This window comes from Vibrio sp. R11-SG3-ISO3-SZ, from assembly GCF_059834345.1.
The window spans coordinates 1-24,208 of the sequence record NZ_JCBDGX010000055.1 but is presented as its reverse complement, the minus strand read 5'-3'; the positions used below and the strand labels follow the sequence as shown (position 1 = coordinate 24,208).

Below are 24,208 nucleotides of genomic sequence, written 5' to 3'. Positions count from 1 at the left end.
GGAAAAAATAGCGCTCAACTGCGCTATTTTTGAACAATCAAAGATGAAAGCTTAGAAGTAGTTGGCGTCTACCAGCTCGCCGATCTCCACGTTGGTCACTTCTTCGCGTTTTTCTAGCCACGCGCCAACCAAAGCTTGCTGCTCAGCCGTCGCATTGCCGTAGCGGGCCACACTGCATAGGAAACCGTCAAATGTCTCAAGGCCACCGCCACCGAAGCACAAACCAAGGCTGTCGATGTAGTCAATAAAATCATCCACAAAGTGGTCGTAGCGGTCGAAATCTTGAATGTTGGTTTCACAACGAATCTCGAAACCCAGCACGGCAAATTCGCCGAGGAACAATTTCTTTTGAATACGACGTTTTTTCTTCTCTAACTGATACGGTTTCATGTTTATCTCCCATTTGGTGTCGCGCTCTTTATACCCCAAAAGTGCAGCTTGCCCAAATGAATCACTCATAAAAGGTATTAAGCGCGGATAATTTGCGCACTCACCTAAGTAAACAGAATAAAACTACCGGACGCTGACCAAAAGGCGCGAAAAAATGGTATAAATGAAAAGGTTATCAAGTTGCCCCCAAGCATGTGGGTACAGCTAAGGAGAGGCTATGACAAGATTGTTAGCGATTGCCTTTTTGGTCGCATTGGCATTTGTGTTGATCCGCTATCGCACGAGCGAAAAACTGCAAAAAGCAGTGGTGGTGACGTTGATTTCAGGGTTTTTAATTTATACCGTGACACTCGTGATCACCGAGTTGATTCGCTAGTGGAGCAGGAGTCATACGTGAATAAACAGACAGACGTAGATAATGATGATGTGGTCGTTATCGAACAACGCGACAAGCGAACCTACCTCTATATTGCTATAGCAGGTGTATTGGGTATCGCACTAGGAGCATTAATTGGCTCGAGCGTGACGGCGTCAAAGTGGCAACAGACATACCACGCGTTGGAATCGCAGTATCAAACGCTGGTGTCAGACAAAAAACAGCTCGTGGTGACGGTGGAAGAAAAAGTCGCCAACGTTGACGTTGAAGTGCAGCAAAAGCTGGAGCAAGCGATTGAAGAGCAAAAAGCGCAGTACGAGGCATCAATCGCTCAGCTTGAATCGCAAGTGGCGGAGCTGGAAAAGGTCAACCTGTCCCTAGAGCAACAAGTCGGCGAGCAGAAATCACAGTTAGCGGATGTCGCGGGTGAAAATGCGCAGCTTAATCGCCAAGCCGATATGCAGGCAACCATGTTTGAGCGTTCGCGTGAGCTCTTCCAACAAGAACTGAGAGTCAAACAAGAATTAGCCGCATTGCAAAAAGAGCGCGACGAGTTGGAGCCTAAGCTAGCCTCACTGAAGAAAGCGTGTGACACCTTTCTAGAAGGCACCTCTTGGGAAGCGAAATCGGATGCGTGCGACAAACAAGATGCCGCCAATTCTCGTTTGAGCCAAATCAACCAGATGATTCGTGTCCATCAAATGGATCTTGAAGAGATGAAAGCGATGGCAGAACAGCTCGGGCTGTAAAGTTATCCCTACATTCATGTAAAGAGGAAGCGGTGAACCCCTTCCTCTTTTTTGTATCTGCTTGTTCGACAAAGGTATTGGATTGACGAAAAAGTGTGGAAATTATGCAACAAAGTCGCTATAAATTTTAAATCACCCACGGATTAGGGATGGCAGTGCAAGAGAATTTATTCAATCGGTCGATCGGAATGGCGATTCAAGTGGCCTATGTTCTCTCTATTGCCCTGATTTCTCGCACCCTGCTGCTCGAACACGAGATGGGCAGAGCGGCGTATTTACTCTTTCCCCCCTTAATGATTTATGCTTTGTTCACTCAATCTGAGCAGCGTAAGCGTATCTGCGCGCTGTTAGCGGCGAGCCTGATTTTTATCGGTGGGCTGATTGAGCCGTTAGAGATGGATGCCATCGAAGAGAGCTTCATTTTACTGCCACTCTGTTTCATCGTCCTATTTCCCGGGTCGTTTTGGCCTCTGGCTATCGCGGCATTACTGATTGTCAGCTATCTTCACAGCCTAGATCCCGATGACTTTGACGAGTTTATCGAAGACGCCATAGATGTGGGCGCGATCACCGTGTTCGCTACCCTGATGACGTATTACATCAAGAAAACCCAACAACAAACGCTGGCCTTTAAAAAAGACAGCTTCACCGATTACTTGACCAAGCTGCCCAATATTAATGCCTTCTATGCGGCGGTATCGGCCATGAACGAGAGTAATGCACACTGTTTTGGGGTATTGCAGATTGGTCTGCACAATTTCAAAAGCGTCAATGACAAATTGGGCTATCGCAATGGTGATGAGCTACTGCAATCTTTCGCCAGCCACATCAGTGGATTAATAGAAAACCAAGCCCAAATGTATCGCATTGCAGGCGATGAGTTTGTCGTGCTGGTGGAAAATGTCCATGTAGAGCGAAAGCTGCAAACCGTGCTAGACACCATTCTTACCAAACACAGCAAGCTGTTTGTAGTCGGCGACACGACCTATCGGCTGAATTTTTGTGTGGGGGTTGCACTGGCCAAGCACGCGAATGGTGTGGTGAGTCTGTGGGGGAAAAATGCGAATTTGGCACTCTATCGCGCGCTATCCCAAGGGCCCGGCTCCATCGTTTGGTACGATGACCAACTGCTCGATGAGACGATTCGTCAGCATCAGTTGGAGTCGGAGATGAAGCAGAGCCTGCAATTGGGCCATTTCGTTCTGCATTATCAGCCTAAGGTCTCTATGATCAGCGATCGCGTGGTTGGAGCCGAAGCGCTGATTCGTTGGTCACACCCCCAGCTTGGTATGATTTCGCCGTTCGAATTTATCCCGATTGCAGAACGAACTGGGTTTATCGTGCCTCTTGGCCGTTGGGTGATTACGCAAAGCATTAAGCAGGTGAAAGCTTGGCATGACTCTGGGCTACCGATCCTTGTGTCGATTAATGTCTCTACCGTTCAGTTTACCCATGATGACGTTGCCAGTTTTATCATCGACGCGCTTGATAACGCCCAGTTGCCTGGAGAGGCGCTGCAAATTGAAATCACAGAATCGACCTTAATGAGAGAGCCCGAATATGTGGTGGAAGCGTGTGAACGTCTGCGAGAGCGAGGGATGTCGGTGGCCATTGATGACTTCGGGATTGAATACTCGTCGCTCAACTACTTGAAGCGTTTGCCCATTGATGTACTTAAAATCGATAAGTCATTTGTTGATGATTGCACCACTGACATCACCGATCACATGTTGGTGCGAACCATTATTCAGATGGGGCAAAACCTAGGCAAATCGGTCGTGGCAGAAGGTGTTGAGACCTCTGAGCAATTATCTCTACTGTTTAATGAAGGGTGTGATGAGTATCAAGGCTACTTTTTCTCAAAACCGCTGGACGCACAGGCCTTTTACGATAAAGTGACCCAATCCAACACCCACTGATCTCTGTTATGACTCTTCAAGCTGACCTTGTGACACTCGCACTGCCCTCATTGGTGCAAAAACTGGGCAGAGAGAAGTGTCAAAACCTCAAACGACTCGCGCAGCAGCACCACTGTGTGTTGAGCCGTGTTAGGCGTTCACGCCACTGGCAGTTGGTAGGGGAAGAGGGGGCGCTCAATGCTCTCTGTCATGAATTGCTTAGCCGCGAAGATAGCTGCGAAGATTATGCCTACGTTAGGCAAAAAATTGACACGCTCATCAATGCGCGAGTTGCCGCGCGTGCTCCTGCGCCGTTGCCACTCAACATCCAGCTTGCTCAGCTTATCGCCGGTAATCCCAGTATCACCTTAACGGAACTGATGGCGAAAACGGACTGCACACTCGCTCAAGCGAGGTCCGCCCGTTTTCAAGAGGAGTCTTGGTAACGGTTGGTGCGTTACTGCTCGTCGTCTTTTTGTTCCACTCGAGTGACCAGCAATTGGTCTACTTTATGGTCATCGATGTCGACCACCTCAAATTTGTAGCCAGAGTAGGTCACCGAATCAGTGCGTCGCGGAATTTTCTTTAACATAAACATCATAAAGCCGGCGATGGTTTCGTAGTTTTGTGAATGGGGCAGTTCGTCAATTTGCAGCGTGCGCATCACATCGGTGATCGGCGTGACACCATCGACCAGCCAAGAGTGCTCGTCACGGGCGACAATTTGCTCTTCGCCTTCGGCCAACACCCAGCTGCCCATTACGGCACTTTGCAAATCATTGAAAGTCACAACGCCCATGACCAAGGCGTATTCGTTCATCACCACAGAGAAGTCGACGCGATTGGATTTAAAGTATTCCAACGCTTCCGATAGGCTCAAGGTGTCAGGGATGATGGGGCAGGTTTGCACCACGCTGCTACTTTTAAGATCCAATGTTTGCTCATTGATGAGGCGGATCAACAGTTCGGTTGAATTGACAAAGCCTTTGATCGCATCGAGCTGGCCATCACAGACTAAAAATTTGTGATGAGGGTTGTCGGCGATCTTGCGCTTAAGCATGGTTTCATCGTCATCAAGTGAGAGAAACGCAATGTCTTCACGCGGCGTCATGGCAGACGTAACGGGGATCGATTGCATCTGAAACACGCTTTCCATCATTTGCTGCTCGTTCGTATCGAGGACGCCTGCTTCGGCTCCTGCATCCATGACGGCGTAGATGTCATCACTGGTGATGTCGTCATTGCGTTCGGCAGGGACGCGCAATAGGCGAAAAATCAGCGTCGCCAAACCGTTAAATACTAGTACGATGGGTTTGAGGATCAGAATGCACACCAAGAGTGGTTTCACGAGGGCCAACGCGACGGTTTCCGGCATCGCCATCGCAATGCGCTTAGGCATCAGATCGGCGAACAAAATAAACAGGCTAGTGACCAAGGTAAAAGAGAGCACAAAGCTGGCCTGCGCGATCCACGCAGCGGGCACCCAGTGGCTCAACATAGCAGCAATATACGGGGTAAACGCCGATTCACCGACGATACCGCCCATGATAGCCACGGCATTGAGGCCAATTTGCACCACGGTAAAAAAGTTACCCGGATGGGTTTGTAGTCCGAGGACTAAGGTCGCGCGGTGATCGCCATCGTCAGCGAGTTGGCGCAGACGAATTTTACGCGCCGCAGCCAACGAGATTTCTGACATGGAGAAAAAGCAACTGGTTAAGATCAGCGCCATGATAATGGAGAGATTTTCAAGTAGACTCATGGAGGCTATCCGAATAGAAAAGTTGCGCCATTCTAGCCACAACTGACCACGATATTGGGAAAACTTCCACGAAATCATTTTGTCGTGACGATAACGGCTCTAGCGCTTTATCGTCCTCGCCTTATCAACTAAGCTTGATAGAAAATTCTGCAGGATAAGTGAATGAAATATAGCTTTAATTTCGAAGATGCGAGTCAGATATTTGTCGGCGCCTTTGCGCTTGCTGTGCCGATTTCGTTCTCTGAAGAGGCGTGGCGTTTGGGTGAAACCTTACCGCCGCTCAATTTGTTTCTCCTGTTTTCGCTCTCGGTGGTGTTCTTAACCCTGTTTACCTATCAAAGCGTATTCCAAAGTAACGTTCAGACGCGCAAATGGGAGTTTGTTGCGCGCATCGTCGCGGCGTATTTGATTGCGGCGTGTGTGGTCGCCTTAGTGCTGGTCTGTCTGGATAAGTTGCCCCTGATGGAAGACCCCATCACCTCATTTAAGCGCGTGGTGGTGATCACCATGCCAGCCTCCATGGGTGCCATCGTGGTCGACAGTTTCGATAAGGAGTGATGCATGATACGTTGCAGTGACTATGACTATATTGAAATTGTTTGCCTCTACCGTTATCCCGTGCGTTTGGCACTCAAAGATGGCACCGAGATGGAAGGGATTGCGCTGGATACGCGCCGAGATGAGAGCAGGCGAGAAGCCATGCTGATCAGCATCCATCAACAAGAGCGTTTGGTGGTGCTCGATGAGATCAAACAGTTGTCAGTTTTGGTGGAAAATCCGCATTTTCGCGACATCACATTGAGATAAAACCCATCCGTTTCCTTACTTGGATAAAACAGATGGGCTTGTCTGTGCCTTTGGCCCGTTTACGCTTGAGTCACGTAGTGCTGAACAAACTCGGTCACTTTCACCATGTCATCAATGGCGATGTACTCTTCTGTCGTGTGCACTTTTGCCATACCCGTTGAGATGTTCACGGTCGTCAGCCCTTTGGCGTTAAAGTTGTTGGCATCACTGCCACCACCGGTGCCTTTGGTGAATGGCTGTGCGCCAATCGCGTTAAAAGAGGCTTTAACCGATTGAATCAATGGTGACGCTTCGTCGATGACAAAGGCGTTGTAAGCACGCGTCGATTCAATCTCAACCTGTGCGCCGTGGGCGTCAGCGGCGCGCTGGAAAGTCTCAATCATATGCTCAACTTGCGCGTCGAGTTTGTCGCCATTGAGCGAGCGCGCTTCTGCCACTACCGTCAGTTCAGGCATCACAATATTGGTGGCGTTGCCCCCTTCGACAATCCCGATATTGGCGGTGGTCTCTTCATCAATGCGCAGCAGTTTCATTTGCGTGATCGCCTCTGCGGCAATTTGAATGGCGCTGATGCCTTCTTCTGGCGCAAGGCCTGCGTGTGCTGGGCGGCCGATAAATTTCGCGACGATTTTCTGTTGGCCCGGGGCGGCATTGACAATGGTGCCAATCGGGCCGCCGGTATCAAGTACGATGGCGTGGTTGGACTCGATAAAGCTCATATCAAAATGCTCAGAGCCAAATAGGCCACCTTCTTCATGCACGGTGAAAGCAAGCTCAATGGTTTTGTGCGCTTGATTGTGCTCTTTTAGCACGCGTACCGCTTCCATGATAGCGGCAATGCCCGATTTGTCGTCGCCACCTAGGATGGTCTCTCCTTTAGAGCGAATAATGCCGTCTTCAATCACAGGTTCAATACCTATGCCTGGCGTTACGGTGTCCATATGACAGCTGAACGCGATGCTACCTGCTAGGCTGCCTTCCAATTTCGCATACAGGTTATGACCGTTAGAGATATGAGCCGGGACGGGCAGTTTGTGTACGGTGAAACCGAGCTCGCCGAGCTGCTCTGCTAGGTGTTCTGAAATCTGTTTTTCATTGCCTGTCTCACTGTCGATTTTGACAAGCTCAATAAAATGCTCGACCAAGCGTGATGGGTTGATGTGACTCATGGTCTACCTCATGGGTTGTGGTGAGGGGAATAGATGGCGTTAGCCTAATGAGAGCGAGCGCCATGACGCTGCGCCAAATCAAATCGAAGGCGGATTTGACTCAATCTTGACTTAAGTGGCGAGGAGTTCGCCACTGCTTAAGGAAATTTATCACACAAGAGTGATTGTAAAATAATTGTTACTGCCATTGGCCGGATTTGGGATAGTTAAATCATGTGTTTATGGTGATTTCATTGTGGTGTTACATTAATTTTACATTTCGAGGTGGTTTTTTGAATAGGTGCCAAATCGAGCCTCGATATTTCATTAATCGTATCAATGGGCGAATTTAAAGGCGATAGAGATCAACAACAGGTGAGGATAACACCATGAATACGGCACTAAACCCGTTAGGCACAGACGGATTTGAATTTGTTGAATATACCGCTGCTGATGACAAGGGCATTCAAGATCTGAAAGCGCTGTTTACGTCACTCGGCTTTGCAGAGGTAGCAAAGCATCGCTCAAAAGAGGCGTGGTTGTATCGCCAAGGGGACGTCAATTTTATCGTCAACGCGGAGCCTCACAGTCAAGCTGAGCAGTTCTCGCGCCTACATGGCCCTTCGGTTTGCGGCATGGCGTTTCGAGTCAAAGATGCTGCCAAGGCACTTGAGCATGCGTTAAACAATGGCGCCGAGCGCTATGTCACGGAAATCGGTCCTATGGAGCTCTCCATTCCGGCGGTGTACGGCATTGGTGATAGCTTGCTTTACTTCGTTGACCGCTACCAAGACGGCAGTATCTATGATGTGGATTTCCGATTCTATGCCGATGCTGACGAGCGCATGAACACTATGGATGTTGGGTTGTTTGAAATCGATCACCTCACACATAACGTTAAGCAAGGCAACATGGACACCTGGGCTGGATTTTACGAACGGATCGGTAACTTTAAAGAGATTCGTTACTTTGATATTGAAGGCAAGTTGACCGGTCTTGTGAGCCGAGCGATGACCGCGCCGTGTGGCAAGATTCGTATCCCAATCAACGAATCGTCTGACGACAAATCGCAGATTGAAGAGTTTATTCGTGAGTACAACGGCGAAGGCATTCAACACATTGCGCTGAGCACCAACGACATCTACCAAACGGTGCAGACTCTGCGCGATCGCGGCATGGACTTTATGCCTACCCCCGACACCTATTATGAAAAAGTGAATCAGCGTGTCGAGGGGCACAGTGAAGAGCTCGCACGCCTGCGTGAGCTGCAAATTCTTATCGATGGCGCGCCGATGAAAGACGGCATACTGCTGCAAATTTTCACCCAAACGGTGATTGGCCCGGTGTTTTTTGAAATCATTCAACGTAAAGGCAATGAAGGATTCGGTGAAGGTAATTTCAAGGCGCTGTTTGAATCCATCGAAGAAGATCAAATTCGTCGCGGGGTACTGAGTGATGCGTAAATGGATCACCTTTCCGCATCGGGAGGGCGTCTGTTCTAAGCAAGCCCATGCGGATTTTCCTGATGAGGCCATTTTTGAGCGAGAGGCCGGTCGCAGTGGATTTTTCGGTCCTGCCAGTCACTTTCATCATCGACACGCGCCGACGGGATGGAGTGAGTGGCAAGGGGATCTTAAGCCACGCGCGTTCAACTTCAATCAGATAGACAGTGCCCGTCAGTCCTCCCCTTGGCAAGTGCCGAAGCTGTTACATAATCGCCATTGTAAGGTTCGAGTGTGGCGCTGCGAGCAGTCGATGCGTCATTTGGTGCGCAACGCCGATGGTGACGATCTGCTTTTTATTCACCAAGGCAGTGGGGAGCTCTATTGTGACTACGGTCACTTGTCGATTTGCGAAGGGGATTACGTGATGATTCCACGTTCGACATCTTGGCGCCTAGAGATCTCAGAACCCATGTTTGTGTTGATGATTGAAAACAGCGATGCCGCCTATTCGCTACCAGAGAAAGGCATGGTCGGCAATCACGCGGTATTTGATCCTGCGGTGCTCGATGTGCCCAGTATTAATAAGGCGTTTAAAGCGCAGTATTCAGAGCAAACCACAGAGGTACACATCAAACGCCACGAACAGGTGAGTGTGGTGACCTATCCGTTTAATCCTTTGGATGCGATTGGTTGGCATGGTGACTTATCCGTGGTGCGAGTCAACTGGCGTGATATTCGGCCATTGATGTCACATCGTTATCACCTGCCGCCATCGGCGCATACCACCTTTGTCGGTGAGGGATTTGTCGTCTGTACGTTCGTACCGCGCCCAATTGAAAGCGATCCCGGTGCGTTGAAAGTACCGTTTTTTCATAACAATGATGACTATGATGAAGTGCTGTTCTACCACGCCGGAGATTTTTTTAGTCGCGACAATATCGAAACCGGCATGGTGACCTTTCACCCCGCAGGGTTTACTCACGGGCCGCACCCCAAGGCGTTTCAGGCCGGTCAAGCTCATAAGAAAACCTTCACCGACGAAGTAGCGGTCATGATCGATACCCGACATGCGCTCGACATCGGTCAAGCGGCGAGTGAGGTGGAGAATATTGATTATGTCTACAGTTGGCGTCAGCCCACGGGCAAGGAGGAAGTATGAAGCTCGCCAGTTTGAAAAATGGAACACGCGATGGTCGGCTTGTTGTGGTTAGCAAGGACTTAAGCCGTTATTTGGATGTATCAGACATTGCGCCGACCTTGCAAGCTGCGCTTGATGATTGGTCCAGCGTGGCGCCGCAGCTTGAGACTCAATATCAACGTTTGAACCTAGGCGAAGCCAAAGATTCGCTGGCGTTTTCGGCTCAGCAGTGTGAGTCTCCTTTGCCACGTGCGTATCAATGGGCAGACGGCTCTGCGTACGTCAACCACGTCGAATTGGTGCGCAAAGCACGCGGCGCGGAGATGCCGCCCAGTTTTTGGACCGATCCACTGATGTATCAAGGTGGGTCGGATCACTTTATTGGTCCAACCGATGACATCCCACTGGCGGATGAAGCTTGGGGCATCGACTTTGAAGGGGAAGTGGCCGTCATCACAGGTGATGTGCCGATGGGCGTCAGCGCTGAGGAGGCCAAATCTTCAATTCGGTTGTTAATGTTGGTCAATGATGTCTCGTTGCGCGGGTTAATCCCCAATGAGTTAGCGAAAGGCTTTGGCTTTTTTCAATCCAAACCGTCGTCGGTGTTTTCTCCGGTCGCGGTCACCCCAGATGAGCTAGGGGACGCGTGGGATGGCGCAAAGGTGGCGTTGCCGCTGCTCAGCCACTTCAACAACGAACCGTTTGGCTGCCCAAACGCTGGTGTGGACATGACCTTTGAGTTCCCTGAGCTTATCGCGCACGCAGCAGCAACACGCCCACTGGGCACCGGAGCCATTATTGGCTCAGGCACTGTTTCCAACAAGCAAGGCACAGATTACGGAACGTCTATTATGGAGGGAGGTGTTGGCTATTCCTGCATTGCCGAGCTGCGAATGATTGAAACTATCCGTGATGGTCAGCCTGCCACGTCTTTTATGCGTTTTGGCGATCGCATCAAAATAGAGATGCTCGATGAGCAGGGCGCGTCGATCTTTGGCGCTATTGATCAACAGGTTGTGCGCTATGAGTGAGCGGATTCTTTACGATTACTGGCGTTCCTCTGCGGCGTATCGAGTCCGAATTGCCCTCAACCTAAAAGGCTTGAGCTATCAATCACGCCCGACTCATCTAGTCAAAGAGGGTGGTGAGCAGCACAGCGATGCGTATCAAGCGATCAATCCTGCGAAGTTAGTCCCTGTGCTGGTGGAGGGTGATAGGCACATTCACCAGTCACTGGCGATTATTGAGTATCTTGATGAAACCTATCCACACTCAAGATTGATTCCACCGTCAGGCGACGAGCGATATTGGGTCAAAGCCTTGGCTTTGGATATTGCCGCGGATCTTCATCCCATCAATAACTTGCGCGTGCTCCAGTACCTCACTTCGACATTGCACGTCAGCGAAGAGCAAAAACAGCAGTGGTACCGACACTGGATTGAAGTCGCGTTTGAGGCGCTTGAGTCACGTATTAGCGAGCGTCGCGGCTGCTACTGTGTTGGGGATGAAGTGACCTTAGTGGACGTCTGTTTGGTGCCGCAAGTCTATAATGCACATCGCTTTGACCTCGATATGCGGCGCTATCCCAACATTGCGGATGTGACAGCGTCACTTGGTAAGTTGGCGGCGTTTGCCCGCGCGCGACCTGAGTGTCAAGCCGATGCACCAGAGAACGGTTAAACGCCAAGATAGTAGAAAACCAGAGACTAAAAAGCCACTCGTTGAGAGTGGCTTGTCGTCCTTGAGAGAAGTGCTGATAACTGTCTAACTCACAGTGAGTGTGATAGGCGCTCGCGTTGGCGGAGCTCGGCAAGATTGAATTGACGCACATCCAGTGTCGCGTATTCAAAACACTTTTTGCAAGAGTGGTGGTACTTGCCATCGACATAATCATGCTTGGTGAGTAGGCTGGGCTTTTTACACCAGTCACATACTCCTTCGATCGTAAACATCTCGTTCTCCCCATTTTACCCGAGTCTGTTTTTCTTGCTCAGGTTTATTGTCGGGCAGGATTATGACATACAGAACACGGTTAGGTTAATGATTTGTTATCGAAGTGGGATGGAGAACGATTGCGCAACGCTGAGTTTTAAACGTTTGGTGAAAACTTGAACAGGATGCGCAGGGTAAATGTAACTATTTGTTAACCTCTTTAATCAGAAGCTTGAGCGCACCGTTAAGACGCTTCATTTCCTCTTCGCTGCCTTTGAGATCCGGGTGATAAATCTTACTTAATTGCTTGTAACGTACTTTGATTTCACGCTCACTGGGCAATTGTGAGGGCTTAAAGCCAAACATTGCACTGGCTAAGTAAACCGGTGAAGGCGCCGCAGGTTTGCTCTGCGTTGGACGAGTGGGAGAAACCTTGCTTTGCCCTTGCAGCTTTTTAAATTCACGGTAGAGAGTTTCAAGCTGGCGCTTTTGCTGCTTGAGCAGAGCATCTTGCTCTTTAACTCTGGTTTGCATTTTAGACGCTTGAGCATGGCCTTGTTGCTCAGTCGCGGTGCGCTGGCGTACTAAACCTCTTTGCTTGCGCCACAGCCAAATGCAAAGGCCACTTGTTAGCAGGCAAAGACCCATCAAGCTGAACAAAACACCATCGTGCTCTTGGCTGGCGTCGATGGTTTGGGCTTGAGGGCTGAGGGTGATGGATTCATCGTCAAAGGCAACGTCTAGTTGACTGATGGCCGCCACTTGCTTGGCTCTCCTGGCGTTAAATTGTGCTTCTAAGACACGGTTGTATCCGTTTTCGGCGTCACTTTGTAAGCTTGGGTCAGTGGCATTTTGCGCAGCGAGTTGAAACCACACCTTGGCAAGATCAAGGTTGTCGGGTTGTACTGACAGTTGCTCATAGACTCGGCCAAGTTGCAGCTGAGCTTGAGCGTCATCGGCCAATGCCAATTTCGTAAGCCAGAAGAGGGCTTTTTCTAGGTCGGGTCTGACGCTGTTATTATCAAGCGACAAGCTGGCTAATTCAAACGCAGCTTGACGGTTACCCCCTTGCGCCGATGTTTCGAGCCAATAGAGGGCATCATCGATCGTTTGTTGATCGGGGTTTTCTTGTGCAAGGTAAGTGCTGGCGAGTTGGAACTGAGCGTGAACATTATTCGCTTGGGCCTGCTGCTGAAGCTCTTCAAGCGTATTGGCCCAGAGTGAGGTGCTCAGAATAAGGAAAAGTAAAGCCGCAAATCGAGTCAAAAACAACGTCCGTTTGGTAAAGTTGACCAGTGATACCTTTGATTATACTCAGCCGCGCAAAGATGTGTATGCCTCTTAACCAAGTTGATGAGTGCGCGGCGTCGCTTTTCTCTCATGCCGTTGCCGATCTAGCGTTGAAGCATCGAGCTAGCACACTCTTGGGCTAACGCACTCTTGGGTTAACGCAGCAGTTTTGGCGCTTGTCCACCATCGATCGGGCGATTGACCGATACGGTTCGACCTTTCTTAAGACCCACTTCGTAATCTTCTGTGATGTTTTTCATCGCTTCACGCAGCTGCTGCTTGAAGGTTTCACGATCGATGTTTTGAAACTCTTTATCGATGTAGTCATCGATTTTTTTCGCAGACTCTTCATCTGGAGAGATGATCGGCAGTTTTTCCAACGCACCTTCCACCCATCCAGACAAAAACGAGTTCACGCGGCGAGTGACTTCGGCGTTAGATGTCCCGGTGCCTGCAAAACTGTTTCTGAAACGACCGGTCTGTTCGTTCATTTCGCGGTATACGATGTCAAAAGCGAAGGCGGCGAAGATGGCGCGATCCGCTTCGCCAATAAACTCCACGCGTTTTAAACCCTTATGGTTTAACAGCACTGCCTCAACGCCGAATTTGGTGTTGATACCACGGATGATGCGCAGCAGATTCGAGCTGACATTGGCAGGGAGTAAGTGTGTCGATTGGGTTTTGCCCATCTTGATAAACTCGATATCGTCCTTGTCGAGACCATATTTGAGCATCAAGCGATGTGCCATCTTGATGGCATTGGCGGCTTCGTTAACGTTGGCTGAGTTTCCGAGCTCCAGACACTTCGCTATTTTTTTGAGGGCTTTTTGTTTATCCATCGACAGCTAAGGGGTAACTAATTTAACAAAGTCGGCTATTTTAACGTGTTCTGTCATAAAACGGAAATGGTGATGTAGGAAAACGCCACCGAAAAGTCGATGGCGTTTGAAGGGGGTAAAAACCGCTGGGCTGAAAAGTTGGCGGATTTAGATACCTAGTTCGGCGAAGATGTCATCGGCATCGTCATTTTTATCGGTCGATTTTTTCTCTTTGTCCTGCATCTCTTGGCGCGCTCTCTCTAGGATGCTGTCTGGCGTTTCATCTTCGTCGTGGCTTTCAAATTCTTCGAGCTGAATAAACTCAGTCTTATCCATCGCCAACTCTAAGTAGAAGATGTTGCCTTTCTCAGTCGAGAAGGTCACACGTCGCGCTTGAGGACGATCAAGGTTGGTATCGACCGACAGAATCACTTGTTTGTTGAGTGACAGCATTTTAGGTTGGTTCTGCGTGATGTGGGTTTGCAGATCTTTGCGCACTTGGTTGGTGAACGCACCGACGAGCTGGTTCATCAGCTCACCCAGTACATCGGCCACTTCGTCGGAGGTGTGAGTGACGGCGAGCTCTTCTTCCGGCATCCCCATATTGCGCATGTAGTTGGTGTACACCTCAAGCGCGGCTTTGGCCGTAAAGTTGATCACCACCAACCCAGAAAAACCACCATCAAAGAGGACAAAACAACCGAAGTCCGGTTTTAGGCTGGTCTTGGTGATTTTCTGCACCATGGCAGAGTAGGTAATTTGAGAGCTGGTCGCAGAGGTCATAACGCCAGAAACGGACTGGCATAACTTAAGGAGAATGTCTTCTGTCGTGATGATTTTGTTTTTCTTCATTGATGAATCGCTCATAAAAGCACTTTAAATCAAGTCCATGATTTCTAAGTGTGGGAAAGAATTGCGAGAAGTTCCAATTTGACACTGCATTTCTGTTTTGATCACCCTTTTAAATGTTGTAAAGTGACCTAACTCAAATTATAACCCGAATGTATCGAACCCAATGCTGATAGGATCAGCGCAGTAGGGGCAGGAAGCAAATGTTACCAAGATTACACTCTCAACCAGATGTCGATCCCGTCGTCCTCGGTTTTCTTGATGAATTAAAACTCGCCGGTTTCAGCGGCGATATCGAAAGCCAATACTCAAGTCGCCTCGCTGTCGCCACCGACAACAGCGTCTATCAGCAACTACCGCAAGCCGTTATCCACCCGAAATCGACGCAAGATGTCGCGCTGATTGGTCAACTCGGCAGCAAAGCCGCCTATGAACGTGTCACCTTTTCACCGCGTGGTGGCGGTACCGGAACTAATGGTCAATCGCTGACAAAAGGCATCGTGGTCGATTTGTCGCGCTACATGAATAAGATTCTCGAAATCAACTCCGAAGAGGGGTGGGTGCGAGTCCAAACCGGCGTGATTAAAGATCAGCTCAATGATGCGGTGCGCCCATACGGCTACTTCTTCTCGCCAGATCTTTCCACCAGTAACCGCGCAACCTTGGGTGGCATGATCAATACCGATGCCTCGGGGCAGGGGTCACTCAAATATGGTAAAACCTCTGATCATGTCCTGTCATTGCAAGCGGTGTTTGCCGATGGTTCGATTCTTGAGTCGGACTTATCTCATGGGCTACCGAAAGAGGGCGAGTACGCGCATAAAGCGTTAACGGTCACTGAGCAAGTGTGCCGCGACAAACGCGCGCAGATTAACGCTAAATTCCCGCCGCTTAACCGTTTCTTAACGGGTTACGATTTAAAAAATGCGTTTGATGAAGCAAACGATACCTTCGATATTACCCGTGTGCTGTGCGGCGCAGAAGGCTCGCTCGCTTTTATCACCGAAGCCAAGCTCAATCTCACGCCAATTCCTAAAGCGCGTACCCTAGTTAACGTAAAATACGACACGTTTGATTCTGCCTTGCGCAATGCGCCGTTTATGGTGGAAGCCAAAGCGCTCTCCGTTGAGACGGTGGACTCTAAAGTGCTCAACTTAGCCAAAGAAGACATTGTTTGGCACACTGTCAGCGATCTGTTAGCCGATGTCCCGGGCAAAGAGATGCAGGGCATCAACATGGTGGAGTTCGCCGGGCAAGATGAGCAGGAAGTCGCACAACAAGTGAGTGACTTAACCGCCCGTCTAGAAGAGATGCTCGCAGCGGGTGAAGCTGGGATCATTGGCTACCAAGTGTGTGATGATTTGGCGAGTATTGGCCGTATTTACAATATGCGTAAAAAAGCGGTGGGCTTGCTCGGCGCGGCGAAAGGACGCGCAAAGCCGGTCGCGTTTGCCGAAGATACGTGTGTGCCACCAGAAAACTTGGCCGATTTTATCTCAGAGTTTCGCCAACTGTTGGATGACAAACAGCTGAATTACGGCATGTTTGGCCACGTGGATGCGGGGGTATTGCATGTGCGTCCTGCGTTGGACTTGTGCGATCCGAAACAAGAAGCGCTGATGCACCAGATCTCCGATGAGGTGGTGAAGCTTGTGGCCAAATACGGCGGTCTTATGTGGGGCGAGCATGGTAAAGGCTTCCGCTCTGAATACGGTCCGGAGTTCTTCGGTCAAGAGCTCTTTACTGAGCTGCGCCGTGTTAAAGCCGCCTTTGACCCACACAACAAAATGAACCCTGGCAAAATATGTACGCCGCTCGATAGCCAAGAGTCTTTGGTTAAAGTGACCGATACCAAACGCGGCTACTATGATCGCCAAATCGATGTACAAGTGCGAGACAGCTTTAAGCAAGCAATGGAGTGTAACGGCAACGGTCTCTGTTTTAACTATGACACCGCTTCGCCAATGTGCCCGTCGATGAAGGTCACTGCCGATCGCCGTCACTCGCCAAAAGGACGTGCAGGGATAGTGCGAGAGTGGTTGCGCCAGTTAAGTGAGCAAAACATTGATGTGCTCGACCTGGAAAAGCAGACGCTAGAGCGCACGCCAAGCATCAAGACTATGATCGACCGTGTCCGCAATACACTCAACAAGCGTCACGAATACGATTTCTCTCACGAGGTGTTTGAGGCGATGAGTGGCTGTTTGGCCTGTAAAGCGTGTGCGAGCCAGTGTCCGATTAAAGTCGATGTGCCGAGCTTCCGCTCGCGCTTTTTAAACATCTACTACTCACGTTATCAGCGTCCAGCGAAAGATTATCTGGTGGCGAACATTGAAACCATGCTGCCTTTGATGGCTAAAGCGCCTAAGTTGGTCAACGGCGTTCTTAGCCAAAAGTGGGTGCAAGAGATGACGGCTGCCACCGTCGGTTATGTCGATGCGCCTTTGCTCTCAACACCGACGCTCAAATCGCGCTTATCCGCGCTTAAGCCGTTTAATCTTCAAGAGCTTGCAGCGCTCTCTGCGGATGACAAGCAAAATCACGTCGTGATCGTGCAAGACCCATTCACCAGTTACTACGACGCGCAAGTTGTGGAAGATTTTGCCAAGTTGGTACAAAAGCTCGGTAAAACGCCGATTTTGCTGCCGTTTAAGCCCAACGGCAAAGCCCAGCATATCAAAGGCTTTTTGAAGCAGTTTGCCTCAAGCGCGAAAAACACCGCCGCCTTCTTAGAGCAAGTGGCCGATGTCGGCGTGCCTTTAGTCGGCGTCGATCCTGCGTTGGTTCTTTGTTACCGCGACGAATATAAAGAGGTACTTGGTGAGGCGCGCGGCGATTTTGAGGTGTTGACCGTGCATGAGTGGCTCTATCCGAAATTGTCAGAGTTTGAGGTCAACAGCTCAACCCGTGATTCAGCCAATAATGACGAACCTTGGTATCTGTTTGCGCACTGCACCGAGAAAACCAAGATGCCAAACGCTGAGAAAGAGTGGGGTGCCATCTTTACTCATTTCGGCGCCAAGCTAAATACCGTGCCAGTGGGCTGCTGCGGTATGGCGGGGACGTTTGGTCACGAGGTGGATAAGCTCACCATGTCGAAAGACATTTATCAACTGAGCTGGAAGCCCAACTTAGACGCATTGCCTAAAGAGCGCTGTTTGATCACCGGCTACTCATGCCGCAGTCAGGTCAAACGCTTTGAATCACAGGTGACTCAGCACCCGTTACAGGCGCTGTTGCAAATCGTATAAACTGATCTCACCCTAGGTCACGCTCTCAATAGCCCAGAACTCGCCTCTGGGCTATTTTTATCATATCGGCGGGTAATAACACTGCCCAAAACACAAATCAGTGGAGAACCAAGATGCAAAAGCTCGAACTTAAGATCCCTCCCGTTGCGGTATTTATCGCGATGTTTGTTGTGATTGCTAAAGTCGCTCAGCTCTTCCCAACGTTGCGCTTTCCACTGCCGTTTGGCTTTACCGTGTTTGCGATCTGTTTTGTTTGCGCTGGCTACGTGGGGATCACAGGCATCATCGCCTTCAAACGCGCCAAAACTACCGTTCACCCACAAAAGCCCCACGAAACATCACAAATGGTTGTGAAGGGCATTTATAGCATCACGCGCAACCCGATGTACTTAGGCTTATTCCTTCTGCTGTTCGGCTTTGCCTACTGGCAACAAAACCTGCTCTCCATCCTGCTATCGTTCGGCTTTGTCCTCTACATCAATCGTTTCCAAATCGAACCCGAAGAGCGCGTCTTAGAGCAACGTTTTGGCCAAGCGTTTATTGATTACAAGCAGAGCGTGCGCCGGTGGATTTAGTGGTAAGGTGATTGGAGGGTTAATATTTGGTGGTATTAGAAGTGTTTGGTGGGTGGCTCGGAAATGCCCCTAAATGAGTTTCGCCAAAAAATCTACATCCACATGCGAGTAGGTTTTGACAAAGTAGCTTGAATTGGGAAGGACATGAGTTCATTGCAAACCTGCGTGAAGATCATGTGTGGAGTGCGATTAAGCGTGATTTTAAAGATGCGAGCTTCTCAACTTTAGTCGGTGTAGGTAAGCAACTAGCTGAAGGGTATGCATAGAAAAAGGTCGAATTTCTACTGAATTCCGAATCATAAAAAAGAGTAAGAGATTCGACATTGTTATCATCCGCATTAAACGTTGTGGATATTATGAGTCATTAGATCGCTGGAGTCCTGTGTATGTTTTGGAAAATATTGTTAGTTGTTGTAGTGGGCGTTGGTGTTTTTTTTGGTTATTCAACCACTGTAAAGCCGGGAGTTGATTTTTCTTACGGTGAGTGTGTCGCTGCATATGACAAGTTTGGCAGTGATAGGGATATTCTAGAGAAACTTAAATACAAAGATAAAGGAGAAGAAAGCTATGGGAAATATACCGACAATAAGTTAACTATATCAGTAACTTTACTAAAAGATAAAGTTGACTTTAACAACTACTTACTTGTGAGACAAGTTACAAGATATATTGGTTGTATTAGTCATATTTAGTCCATCGTCATAGTAGAGGAGAGTACAAACTTCGTTGTGTGTAGTTGGTCGATTTACCATATCCCTAGTTTTTAATGATTTTCTAATTTAGCAAAATCGCTGGCACGTTTATGTCCAAAAGCATTTTAGATTAAATCCATATAAAAAATAACTATCGTCACACATACAAAAACTACGCCCCACTATTGTGGGGCGTAGTTTTATCAATCGCTATGTAATGATCCTAACTAATCACGCAGCAACACTAAACTGAGCAAGAAACGCGTCTTTACGCTCATTGAAGCGATTTACCAAATCATCGATGTCGGCTTGGTTGTATGGCTTCAGGCCGCTGGCCACCATGCGCTTGACACCTTTGCCGACAATTTCGCCATCTTCTTTAAAATCAAAGTTGAGTGTAACAACGCCGCGTTTACCTTCAACATCAAAGGTGGCGCCGGCAAAGCTGACTTCTGGGTGGGTCAGGTCTAGGCGGGCAAATTCTACTTCCATGCTTTCGTAAATCACCAAAGGACGCTGGCAGTTGATCATCATCTGCTGCTCTTCCATCAGAGGCACCATGATGTGAGGGAAGTTCATGCCGGAGAACTGTACGTAGTTTGTCACAACGTGCTCAATGAACGCGGGATCGTGGCTCACTGCGCCTTCACGGTTCATGTGCAGGTATTCTTTACCGTTGGCATCAACCACCGCGGCTTCTTTGCTGCATTTGTTCTCAATGTGCAGGGCAATGCCATCGTTCACCATACCTGAGAAGTCAAAACGCATCTTCTGGCTGACGCCTTCTTTTTGTAGCAGCACAGCAAACAATAGATCACCGGGTACACAGAAGCGCTTGTTGTCTTCATCGTGAATAGGGTTGTAGTCACCGGCCACTTTTTTGGCGAAATGACTGGCCTGAAGGCGAGTGAATTGGAATTGCTTGTCGTTGCTAGAAAAATAAGGAGTTAAAAACATAATGTACGCTACTTAGCCAAAACTGCCGTGATTATATATGACGATTTGATTTCAATGGTCGATCCAGTTGAATTTTCACCAAACCATGACTCGTTTTGAGATGGGCCTAGAACGCAGGTGGCATTCTAGGCATTACGTTTGAGCGTAGAGGGTTAGATGCTTGGCAGGATCTCTTGTGGCATCAGATGGTTATGAACGGCCATTTTGAGCAGGCTATTGGCTTTTTCGATATCAGGGGCGAAGTAGCGATCTTTGTCGTAGAAGCTGACTTTCTCGCGCAAGATTTGCTTGGCCTCTTCAATACGTGGGGAAGAGGAGAGCGGGGAGCGAAAATCGATCCCTTGCGCGGCAGATAGGTACTCAACGGCTAAGATACCGCGGGTATTTTCCCCCATGTCTTTGAGGCGACGGCCAGCAAATGTCGCCATCGACACGTGATCTTCCTGGTTCGCTGAGGTTGGCAAGCTGTCCACCGAGGCTGGGTGAGCCAAGGTTTTGTTTTCGCTTGCCAGTGCCGCAGAGGTGACTTGAGCAATCATAAAGCCCGAGTTCACGCCGCCGTTGTCGACCAAAAATGGCGGTAGTTTGCTGAGCGCGCTGTCAATAAGTAGCGCCATACGACGCTCTGAAAGGCTACCAATTTCGGCAATGGCGAGCGCCAAGTTATCTGAGGCCATCGCCACCGGCTCGGCGTGAAAGTTACCGCCAGAGATGATGTCGCCGTCGTCGGCAAACACCAAGGGGTTGTCTGAGACGGAGTTGGCCTCTATCTGCAACACATCGGCCGCGTTACGAATCTGCTGTAAACACGCGCCCATGACCTGAGGCTGGCAGCGCAGGGAGTAGGGGTCTTGCACCTTTTCACAGCCGTTGTGCGATTCACCGATTTCACTGCTGTTATCAAGCAGGTGACGATACGCCGCAGCGGCATCCATTTGCCCGCGATGACCCCGCACCCGATGAATGCGCGGATCAAACGGGCGACGACTGCCAAGCGCTGCTTCCACCGACATCGCGCCGCACACGGTTGCTGAAGCAAACAGATCTTCGGCTGCAAAAAGACCTTCCAACGCGAAGGCGGTGGAGGCTTGCGTGCCGTTGAGCAGAGCAAGGCCCTCTTTTGGTGCTAACGTGATAGGTTTTAGACCCGCAATCGTCAGGGCCTCAAAACCCGAAATGATCTTGCCGTTGTGACGCGCTTGTCCTTCACCAAGCAACACGGTGCTCATGTGAGCCAGCGGCGCTAAATCACCCGAGGCGCCAACGGAGCCTTTTTGTGGCACACAAGGGTAGACTTGCGCGTTGACCAACTCGATAAGCGCTTGGATGACACTTAGGCGAATCCCTGAATAGCCACGCGCTAAACTATTGATTTTGAGCACCATCATCAAGCGTACGGTTTCATCTGCCATCAGCTCGCCAATGCCGGCAGCGTGTGACAGTACAATGCTCTTTTGCAAGGTTTCTAAATCTTCAGGTGCAATACGCGTGTTGGCCAGTAAGCCAAAACCGGTGTTGATGCCATAGACAGTGCGATTTTCCGCGATCACCTGTTCCACCACCTGCGTACTCTCTTCGATGGCAGGGATGGCGCTGTCGTCCAGCGAAAGGTTAACTGGGCTGCGACTGATGTGGCGCAATTGATGTAAGCTGAGCTGTCCCGGCTTTAACAGTAAGTTGAGCATGTTCATATTCCTTCTCTTGCGCGGGTTATTTTAGCTTTTTCAGTTCTTCATTGAGCATAGGAAGATCTAATCCTTGCTCTGCGGCGCATTTTTTCGCGATATCGTAGCCTGCATCCGCATGACGCATCACCCCTGTTGCAGGGTCATTGTGCAGGACACGTGCAATTCGCTCACTGGCATCTTGGCTGCCATCACAGCAAATAACCATACCCGAGTGTTGTGAAAAGCCCATACCGACACCGCCGCCATGATGCAGCGACACCCAAGTGGCGCCGCCTGCGGTATTGAGCAGTGCATTCAATAAGGGCCAATCTGAGACCGCGTCAGAACCATCCATCATGCCTTCTGTTTCACGGTTCGGGCTGGCAACCGAGCCAGAATCAAGGTGATCGCGGCCAATCACAATTGGCGCTTTGAGTTCGCCGTTTTTGACCATTTCATTGAATGCTTGGCCAAGACGTTCGCGATCTTTAAGGCCCACCCAACAAATTCGTGCCGGTAAACCTTGGAATTGAATGCGCTCGCGCGCCATATCGAGCCAATGGTGCAGATGTGGGTTTTCGGGGATCAGCTCTTTCACTTTTTGGTCGGTTTTGTAGATATCTTCCGGATCGCCGGAGAGCGCCGCCCAACGAAACGGCCCAATCCCTTCGCAGAACAGTGGGCGAATATAGGCAGGGACAAAACCAGGGAAATCAAACGCATTTTCGACACCCTCTTCAAGCGCCATTTGGCGGATGTTGTTGCCGTAATCTAGGGTAGCGGCGCCGCGCGATTGCAAATCGAGCATCGCTTGCACTTGGCGCGCCATGGATTGCTTGGCTGCTTTCACCACGGCGGCTTCATCTTGTGAGCGCATTGTCGCAGCGTGCGCCATCGTCCACCCTGATGGTAAGTAGCCATTCAGAGGATCGTGTGCCGAGGTTTGATCGGTGACGACATCCGGTGTAATACCGCGCTCGACCAACTGAGGGAAAATATCGGCGGCGTTGCCCAGTAAGCCAACAGAAATCGGCGAGGTGGCGTCTGCGATCATTGCTAGAGCTTCATCGAGCGAGGTCGCTTTCTTGTCGACGTAGCCCGTACGCAGACGGTAATCGATTCGAGATTCATCACATTCAACGGCGATCATCGAAAAGCCCGCCATCGTCGCGGCCAACGGCTGCGCACCGCCCATGCCGCCTAAGCCTCCGGTAAGCACCCAACGGCCACTGGCATCACCAGAAAAGTGTTGTTTGGCTACCGCGACAAAGGTTTCATAGGTGCCTTGGACGATCCCTTGTGAACCGATGTAGATCCAACTGCCCGCCGTCATTTGACCGTACATCATCAGCCCTTGTTTATCGAGCTCATTAAAGTGCTCCCAGTTGGCCCAATGGGGAACGAGATTTGAGTTAGCGATCAGTACGCGTGGCGCATTTTTATGAGTAGGGAACACACCAACAGGCTTGCCCGATTGCACCACTAGGGTTTGGTCTTCTTCAAGGCGCTCCAGCACCTCGACGATTTTGTCATAGCACGCCCAATCGCGCGCCGCGCGTCCAATACCGCCATACACGACGAGCGCGTGTGGGTGCTCGGCCACATCTGGGTCTAGATTGTTCATCAACATACGCAGTGGCGCTTCGGTGAGCCAAGACTTCGCGCGCAAGGCTGTGCCATGTGGCGCGCGAATGGTACGCGCCGTATCAAGGCGCGGGTTGTGGTGCTTGGTCGGTTGACTCATTGGGGGAACTCCTTGTTCGGTTGTTTAGTCTGGCTTGGTGTGTTCACCATGGCCTTAGCTATGTCCCAGCATAAGCGGGCAGCGAATCGCGCCGTTTGCTGGTCGATGTCAAATCTAGGGTTGTATTCGGCAATGTCGGCTAGACGCAGCTTTTCAGGCTGAGCAAGACAGAGCTGTAAAAGTGGCGATAAGGTATCAAGGCTCACGCCCCGAGCGGCCGGTGCGCTCACGCCCGGTACTGTGGCGGCAGGAAAGACATCCAGATCGATAGTGAGATAGAGGTGATCGCACTGCTCGATAAATTGGCGCAACTGCTCGAGTGGGTTTTTGAGTGAGTATGGCGTGAGCTCGGTGTCTTCGATGTACAAGACGCCAAGTTCATCCGCTCGTTGAAACAGCGCGGCGGTATTGCTTGCGCGACTTACGCCAATGCACGCGTACTGAAAGGGCCACTTATGCGCTTGGCAGTAGCGAGCAATTTGATGAAACGGCGTGCCTGAGCTCGGCTGCGTGTCTTGGGTATCAAAGGTGCGCAAATCAAAATGGGCATCAAAATTGATGATGCCTATCTTCGGTGCGATCTGCTGCTGTTGAGCTTCGCCTTGAGTCGTTGTTGCAGGCGACGTTTTATCCAAGTGGCGCTGAAGAAAGCTCGCTAACCCCTGAAAAGAGGCCCACGCCACTTCATGCCCACCACCTAAGGTGATCACTTTGCTGTGC

General features: G+C 50.0%; 25 protein-coding genes. 14 read left to right on the top strand and 11 right to left on the bottom strand.

What is annotated here, in order from left to right; all coding sequences use genetic code 11:
- Window positions 1–51: 51 nt before the first annotated feature.
- Window positions 52–390 carry a YggL 50S ribosome-binding family protein gene (locus AC6R1O_RS07555; protein WP_500632435.1) on the bottom strand — a complete coding sequence of 113 codons (339 nt, stop codon included), beginning with the start codon at window positions 388–390 and terminating at the stop codon, window positions 52–54.
- Window positions 391–607: 217 nt separating this feature from the next.
- On the opposite strand from AC6R1O_RS07555, the gene AC6R1O_RS07550 reads away from it, so the two are divergent.
- The 4 genes from AC6R1O_RS07550 (at window position 608) to AC6R1O_RS07535 (ending at window position 3,859) form a co-directional block, all read left to right on the top strand.
- Window positions 608–766 (top strand): hypothetical protein, encoded by a 159-nt coding sequence (locus AC6R1O_RS07550; protein ID WP_487902409.1) that lies wholly within the window; start codon window positions 608–610, stop codon window positions 764–766.
- Between the two features lie 17 nt (window positions 767–783).
- A complete protein-coding gene (locus AC6R1O_RS07545; protein ID WP_334550558.1) occupies window positions 784–1,515 on the top strand; it encodes a chromosome partitioning protein ParA in 732 nt (243 codons plus the stop codon).
- 149 nt (window positions 1,516–1,664) lie between these two features.
- On the top strand, window positions 1,665–3,434 hold the full coding sequence (locus AC6R1O_RS07540; protein WP_500656783.1) for a putative bifunctional diguanylate cyclase/phosphodiesterase: 1,770 nt from the start codon (window positions 1,665–1,667) through the stop codon (window positions 3,432–3,434).
- An 8-nt stretch (window positions 3,435–3,442) separates the two neighbouring features.
- Window positions 3,443–3,859: a ribosome recycling factor family protein gene (locus AC6R1O_RS07535; protein WP_500632168.1), complete on the top strand. Its 417-nt coding sequence runs from the start codon at window positions 3,443–3,445 to the stop codon at window positions 3,857–3,859.
- An 11-nt stretch (window positions 3,860–3,870) separates the two neighbouring features.
- Here the strand turns inward: AC6R1O_RS07535 and paeA are convergent, their stop codons facing one another.
- The gene (paeA, locus tag AC6R1O_RS07530) at window positions 3,871–5,175 is read right to left on the bottom strand and encodes a polyamine export protein PaeA (RefSeq protein WP_334550554.1); all 1,305 of its coding nucleotides are present in this window, start codon (window positions 5,173–5,175) and stop codon (window positions 3,871–3,873) included.
- 162 nt (window positions 5,176–5,337) lie between these two features.
- Here paeA and AC6R1O_RS07525 point away from each other — a divergent pair, with 162 nt between their 5' ends.
- The gene (locus tag AC6R1O_RS07525) at window positions 5,338–5,733 is read left to right on the top strand and encodes a DUF2391 family protein (protein WP_334550553.1); all 396 of its coding nucleotides are present in this window, start codon (window positions 5,338–5,340) and stop codon (window positions 5,731–5,733) included.
- Between the two features lie 3 nt (window positions 5,734–5,736).
- Window positions 5,737–5,982, top strand: a complete 246-nt coding sequence (locus tag AC6R1O_RS07520; protein WP_500632170.1) for a Rho-binding antiterminator — start codon at window positions 5,737–5,739, stop codon at window positions 5,980–5,982.
- A gap of 59 nt (window positions 5,983–6,041) precedes the next feature.
- Here the strand turns inward: AC6R1O_RS07520 and AC6R1O_RS07515 are convergent, their stop codons facing one another.
- Window positions 6,042–7,151: a M20/M25/M40 family metallo-hydrolase gene (locus AC6R1O_RS07515; protein ID WP_500632431.1), complete on the bottom strand. Its 1,110-nt coding sequence runs from the start codon at window positions 7,149–7,151 to the stop codon at window positions 6,042–6,044.
- 368 nt (window positions 7,152–7,519) lie between these two features.
- On the opposite strand from AC6R1O_RS07515, the gene hppD reads away from it, so the two are divergent.
- The 4 genes from hppD to maiA are packed head-to-tail and all read left to right on the top strand — an operon-like array spanning window position 7,520 to window position 11,393.
- Window positions 7,520–8,593, top strand: coding sequence for a 4-hydroxyphenylpyruvate dioxygenase (hppD, locus tag AC6R1O_RS07510; protein ID WP_500632430.1), 1,074 nt, complete (start codon window positions 7,520–7,522; stop codon window positions 8,591–8,593).
- Entirely contained in the window at window positions 8,586–9,734 is a 1,149-nt protein-coding gene (locus AC6R1O_RS07505; RefSeq protein WP_500632429.1) for a homogentisate 1,2-dioxygenase, read from the top strand. The genes hppD and AC6R1O_RS07505 overlap by 8 nt, the downstream gene beginning before the upstream one ends.
- Window positions 9,731–10,744 (top strand): fumarylacetoacetate hydrolase family protein, encoded by a 1,014-nt coding sequence (locus tag AC6R1O_RS07500; protein ID WP_500638634.1) that lies wholly within the window; start codon window positions 9,731–9,733, stop codon window positions 10,742–10,744. The genes AC6R1O_RS07505 and AC6R1O_RS07500 overlap by 4 nt, the downstream gene beginning before the upstream one ends.
- Window positions 10,737–11,393 (top strand): maleylacetoacetate isomerase, encoded by a 657-nt coding sequence (gene maiA, locus AC6R1O_RS07495; protein ID WP_500638635.1) that lies wholly within the window; start codon window positions 10,737–10,739, stop codon window positions 11,391–11,393. The genes AC6R1O_RS07500 and maiA overlap by 8 nt, the downstream gene beginning before the upstream one ends.
- An 89-nt stretch (window positions 11,394–11,482) precedes the next feature.
- Here the strand turns inward: maiA and AC6R1O_RS07490 are convergent, their stop codons facing one another.
- From AC6R1O_RS07490 to AC6R1O_RS07475, 4 genes are all read right to left on the bottom strand, one after another.
- Complete coding sequence (locus AC6R1O_RS07490) at window positions 11,483–11,665, bottom strand: hypothetical protein (protein ID WP_500632380.1); 183 nt, start codon at window positions 11,663–11,665, stop codon at window positions 11,483–11,485.
- A gap of 184 nt (window positions 11,666–11,849) precedes the next feature.
- Entirely contained in the window at window positions 11,850–12,911 is a 1,062-nt protein-coding gene (locus tag AC6R1O_RS07485) for a tetratricopeptide repeat protein (protein WP_500632176.1), read from the bottom strand.
- 179 nt (window positions 12,912–13,090) lie between these two features.
- Window positions 13,091–13,774: a DUF2786 domain-containing protein gene (locus AC6R1O_RS07480; protein WP_334550544.1), complete on the bottom strand. Its 684-nt coding sequence runs from the start codon at window positions 13,772–13,774 to the stop codon at window positions 13,091–13,093.
- A 147-nt stretch (window positions 13,775–13,921) separates the two neighbouring features.
- Window positions 13,922–14,605, bottom strand: coding sequence for a DUF3334 family protein (locus AC6R1O_RS07475; protein WP_500632221.1), 684 nt, complete (start codon window positions 14,603–14,605; stop codon window positions 13,922–13,924).
- Window positions 14,606–14,805: 200 nt separating this feature from the next.
- On the opposite strand from AC6R1O_RS07475, the gene ydiJ reads away from it, so the two are divergent.
- From ydiJ to AC6R1O_RS07455, 4 genes are all read left to right on the top strand, one after another.
- Window positions 14,806–17,853, top strand: coding sequence for a D-2-hydroxyglutarate dehydrogenase YdiJ (ydiJ, locus tag AC6R1O_RS07470; protein ID WP_500656782.1), 3,048 nt, complete (start codon window positions 14,806–14,808; stop codon window positions 17,851–17,853).
- Between the two features lie 113 nt (window positions 17,854–17,966).
- Entirely contained in the window at window positions 17,967–18,428 is a 462-nt protein-coding gene (locus tag AC6R1O_RS07465) for a methyltransferase family protein (RefSeq protein WP_500632570.1), read from the top strand.
- A gap of 128 nt (window positions 18,429–18,556) precedes the next feature.
- Window positions 18,557–18,694 carry a hypothetical protein gene (locus tag AC6R1O_RS07460; protein WP_500632571.1) on the top strand — a complete coding sequence of 46 codons (138 nt, stop codon included), beginning with the start codon at window positions 18,557–18,559 and terminating at the stop codon, window positions 18,692–18,694.
- Window positions 18,695–18,814: 120 nt separating this feature from the next.
- A complete protein-coding gene (locus AC6R1O_RS07455) occupies window positions 18,815–19,120 on the top strand; it encodes a hypothetical protein (RefSeq protein ID WP_500632572.1) in 306 nt (101 codons plus the stop codon).
- 231 nt (window positions 19,121–19,351) lie between these two features.
- Here the strand turns inward: AC6R1O_RS07455 and AC6R1O_RS07450 are convergent, their stop codons facing one another.
- From AC6R1O_RS07450 to hutG, 4 genes are all read right to left on the bottom strand, one after another.
- Window positions 19,352–20,077, bottom strand: coding sequence for a DUF3581 domain-containing protein (locus tag AC6R1O_RS07450; RefSeq protein ID WP_500632179.1), 726 nt, complete (start codon window positions 20,075–20,077; stop codon window positions 19,352–19,354).
- Between the two features lie 152 nt (window positions 20,078–20,229).
- Window positions 20,230–21,768 (bottom strand): histidine ammonia-lyase, encoded by a 1,539-nt coding sequence (hutH, locus tag AC6R1O_RS07445; protein ID WP_500656781.1) that lies wholly within the window; start codon window positions 21,766–21,768, stop codon window positions 20,230–20,232.
- Between the two features lie 19 nt (window positions 21,769–21,787).
- The gene (hutU, locus tag AC6R1O_RS07440) at window positions 21,788–23,488 is read right to left on the bottom strand and encodes a urocanate hydratase (protein WP_500656780.1); all 1,701 of its coding nucleotides are present in this window, start codon (window positions 23,486–23,488) and stop codon (window positions 21,788–21,790) included.
- Window positions 23,485–24,208, bottom strand: a 724-nt coding sequence (gene hutG, locus AC6R1O_RS07435; RefSeq protein WP_500656779.1) for a formimidoylglutamase, incomplete at its 5' end; no start/stop codon positions are given. The genes hutU and hutG, both read right to left, overlap by 4 nt.

What these genes read in the sequence shown, in the direction of transcription:
- AC6R1O_RS07500 (WP_500638634.1), top strand. Translation starts at nt 9,731, where the DNA reads ATGAAGCTCGCCAGTTTGAAAAATGGAACACGCGATGGTCGGCTTGTT.
- AC6R1O_RS07515 (WP_500632431.1), bottom strand. Translation starts at nt 7,151, where the DNA reads ATGAGTCACATCAACCCATCACGCTTGGTCGAGCATTTTATTGAGCTT.
- ydiJ (WP_500656782.1), top strand. Translation starts at nt 14,806, where the DNA reads ATGTTACCAAGATTACACTCTCAACCAGATGTCGATCCCGTCGTCCTC.
- AC6R1O_RS07550 (WP_487902409.1), top strand. Translation starts at nt 608, where the DNA reads ATGACAAGATTGTTAGCGATTGCCTTTTTGGTCGCATTGGCATTTGTG.
- maiA (WP_500638635.1), top strand. Translation starts at nt 10,737, where the DNA reads ATGAGTGAGCGGATTCTTTACGATTACTGGCGTTCCTCTGCGGCGTAT.
- AC6R1O_RS07540 (WP_500656783.1), top strand. Translation starts at nt 1,665, where the DNA reads ATGGCAGTGCAAGAGAATTTATTCAATCGGTCGATCGGAATGGCGATT.
- AC6R1O_RS07455 (WP_500632572.1), top strand. Translation starts at nt 18,815, where the DNA reads ATGTTTTGGAAAATATTGTTAGTTGTTGTAGTGGGCGTTGGTGTTTTT.
- AC6R1O_RS07525 (WP_334550553.1), top strand. Translation starts at nt 5,338, where the DNA reads ATGAAATATAGCTTTAATTTCGAAGATGCGAGTCAGATATTTGTCGGC.
- AC6R1O_RS07475 (WP_500632221.1), bottom strand. Translation starts at nt 14,605, where the DNA reads ATGAAGAAAAACAAAATCATCACGACAGAAGACATTCTCCTTAAGTTA.
- paeA (WP_334550554.1), bottom strand. Translation starts at nt 5,175, where the DNA reads ATGAGTCTACTTGAAAATCTCTCCATTATCATGGCGCTGATCTTAACC.
- hppD (WP_500632430.1), top strand. Translation starts at nt 7,520, where the DNA reads ATGAATACGGCACTAAACCCGTTAGGCACAGACGGATTTGAATTTGTT.
- AC6R1O_RS07555 (WP_500632435.1), bottom strand. Translation starts at nt 390, where the DNA reads ATGAAACCGTATCAGTTAGAGAAGAAAAAACGTCGTATTCAAAAGAAA.
- hutU (WP_500656780.1), bottom strand. Translation starts at nt 23,488, where the DNA reads ATGAGTCAACCGACCAAGCACCACAACCCGCGCCTTGATACGGCGCGT.
- hutH (WP_500656781.1), bottom strand. Translation starts at nt 21,768, where the DNA reads ATGAACATGCTCAACTTACTGTTAAAGCCGGGACAGCTCAGCTTACAT.
- AC6R1O_RS07465 (WP_500632570.1), top strand. Translation starts at nt 17,967, where the DNA reads ATGCAAAAGCTCGAACTTAAGATCCCTCCCGTTGCGGTATTTATCGCG.
- AC6R1O_RS07535 (WP_500632168.1), top strand. Translation starts at nt 3,443, where the DNA reads ATGACTCTTCAAGCTGACCTTGTGACACTCGCACTGCCCTCATTGGTG.
- AC6R1O_RS07490 (WP_500632380.1), bottom strand. Translation starts at nt 11,665, where the DNA reads ATGTTTACGATCGAAGGAGTATGTGACTGGTGTAAAAAGCCCAGCCTA.
- AC6R1O_RS07450 (WP_500632179.1), bottom strand. Translation starts at nt 20,077, where the DNA reads ATGTTTTTAACTCCTTATTTTTCTAGCAACGACAAGCAATTCCAATTC.
- AC6R1O_RS07520 (WP_500632170.1), top strand. Translation starts at nt 5,737, where the DNA reads ATGATACGTTGCAGTGACTATGACTATATTGAAATTGTTTGCCTCTAC.
- AC6R1O_RS07480 (WP_334550544.1), bottom strand. Translation starts at nt 13,774, where the DNA reads ATGGATAAACAAAAAGCCCTCAAAAAAATAGCGAAGTGTCTGGAGCTC.
- AC6R1O_RS07505 (WP_500632429.1), top strand. Translation starts at nt 8,586, where the DNA reads ATGCGTAAATGGATCACCTTTCCGCATCGGGAGGGCGTCTGTTCTAAG.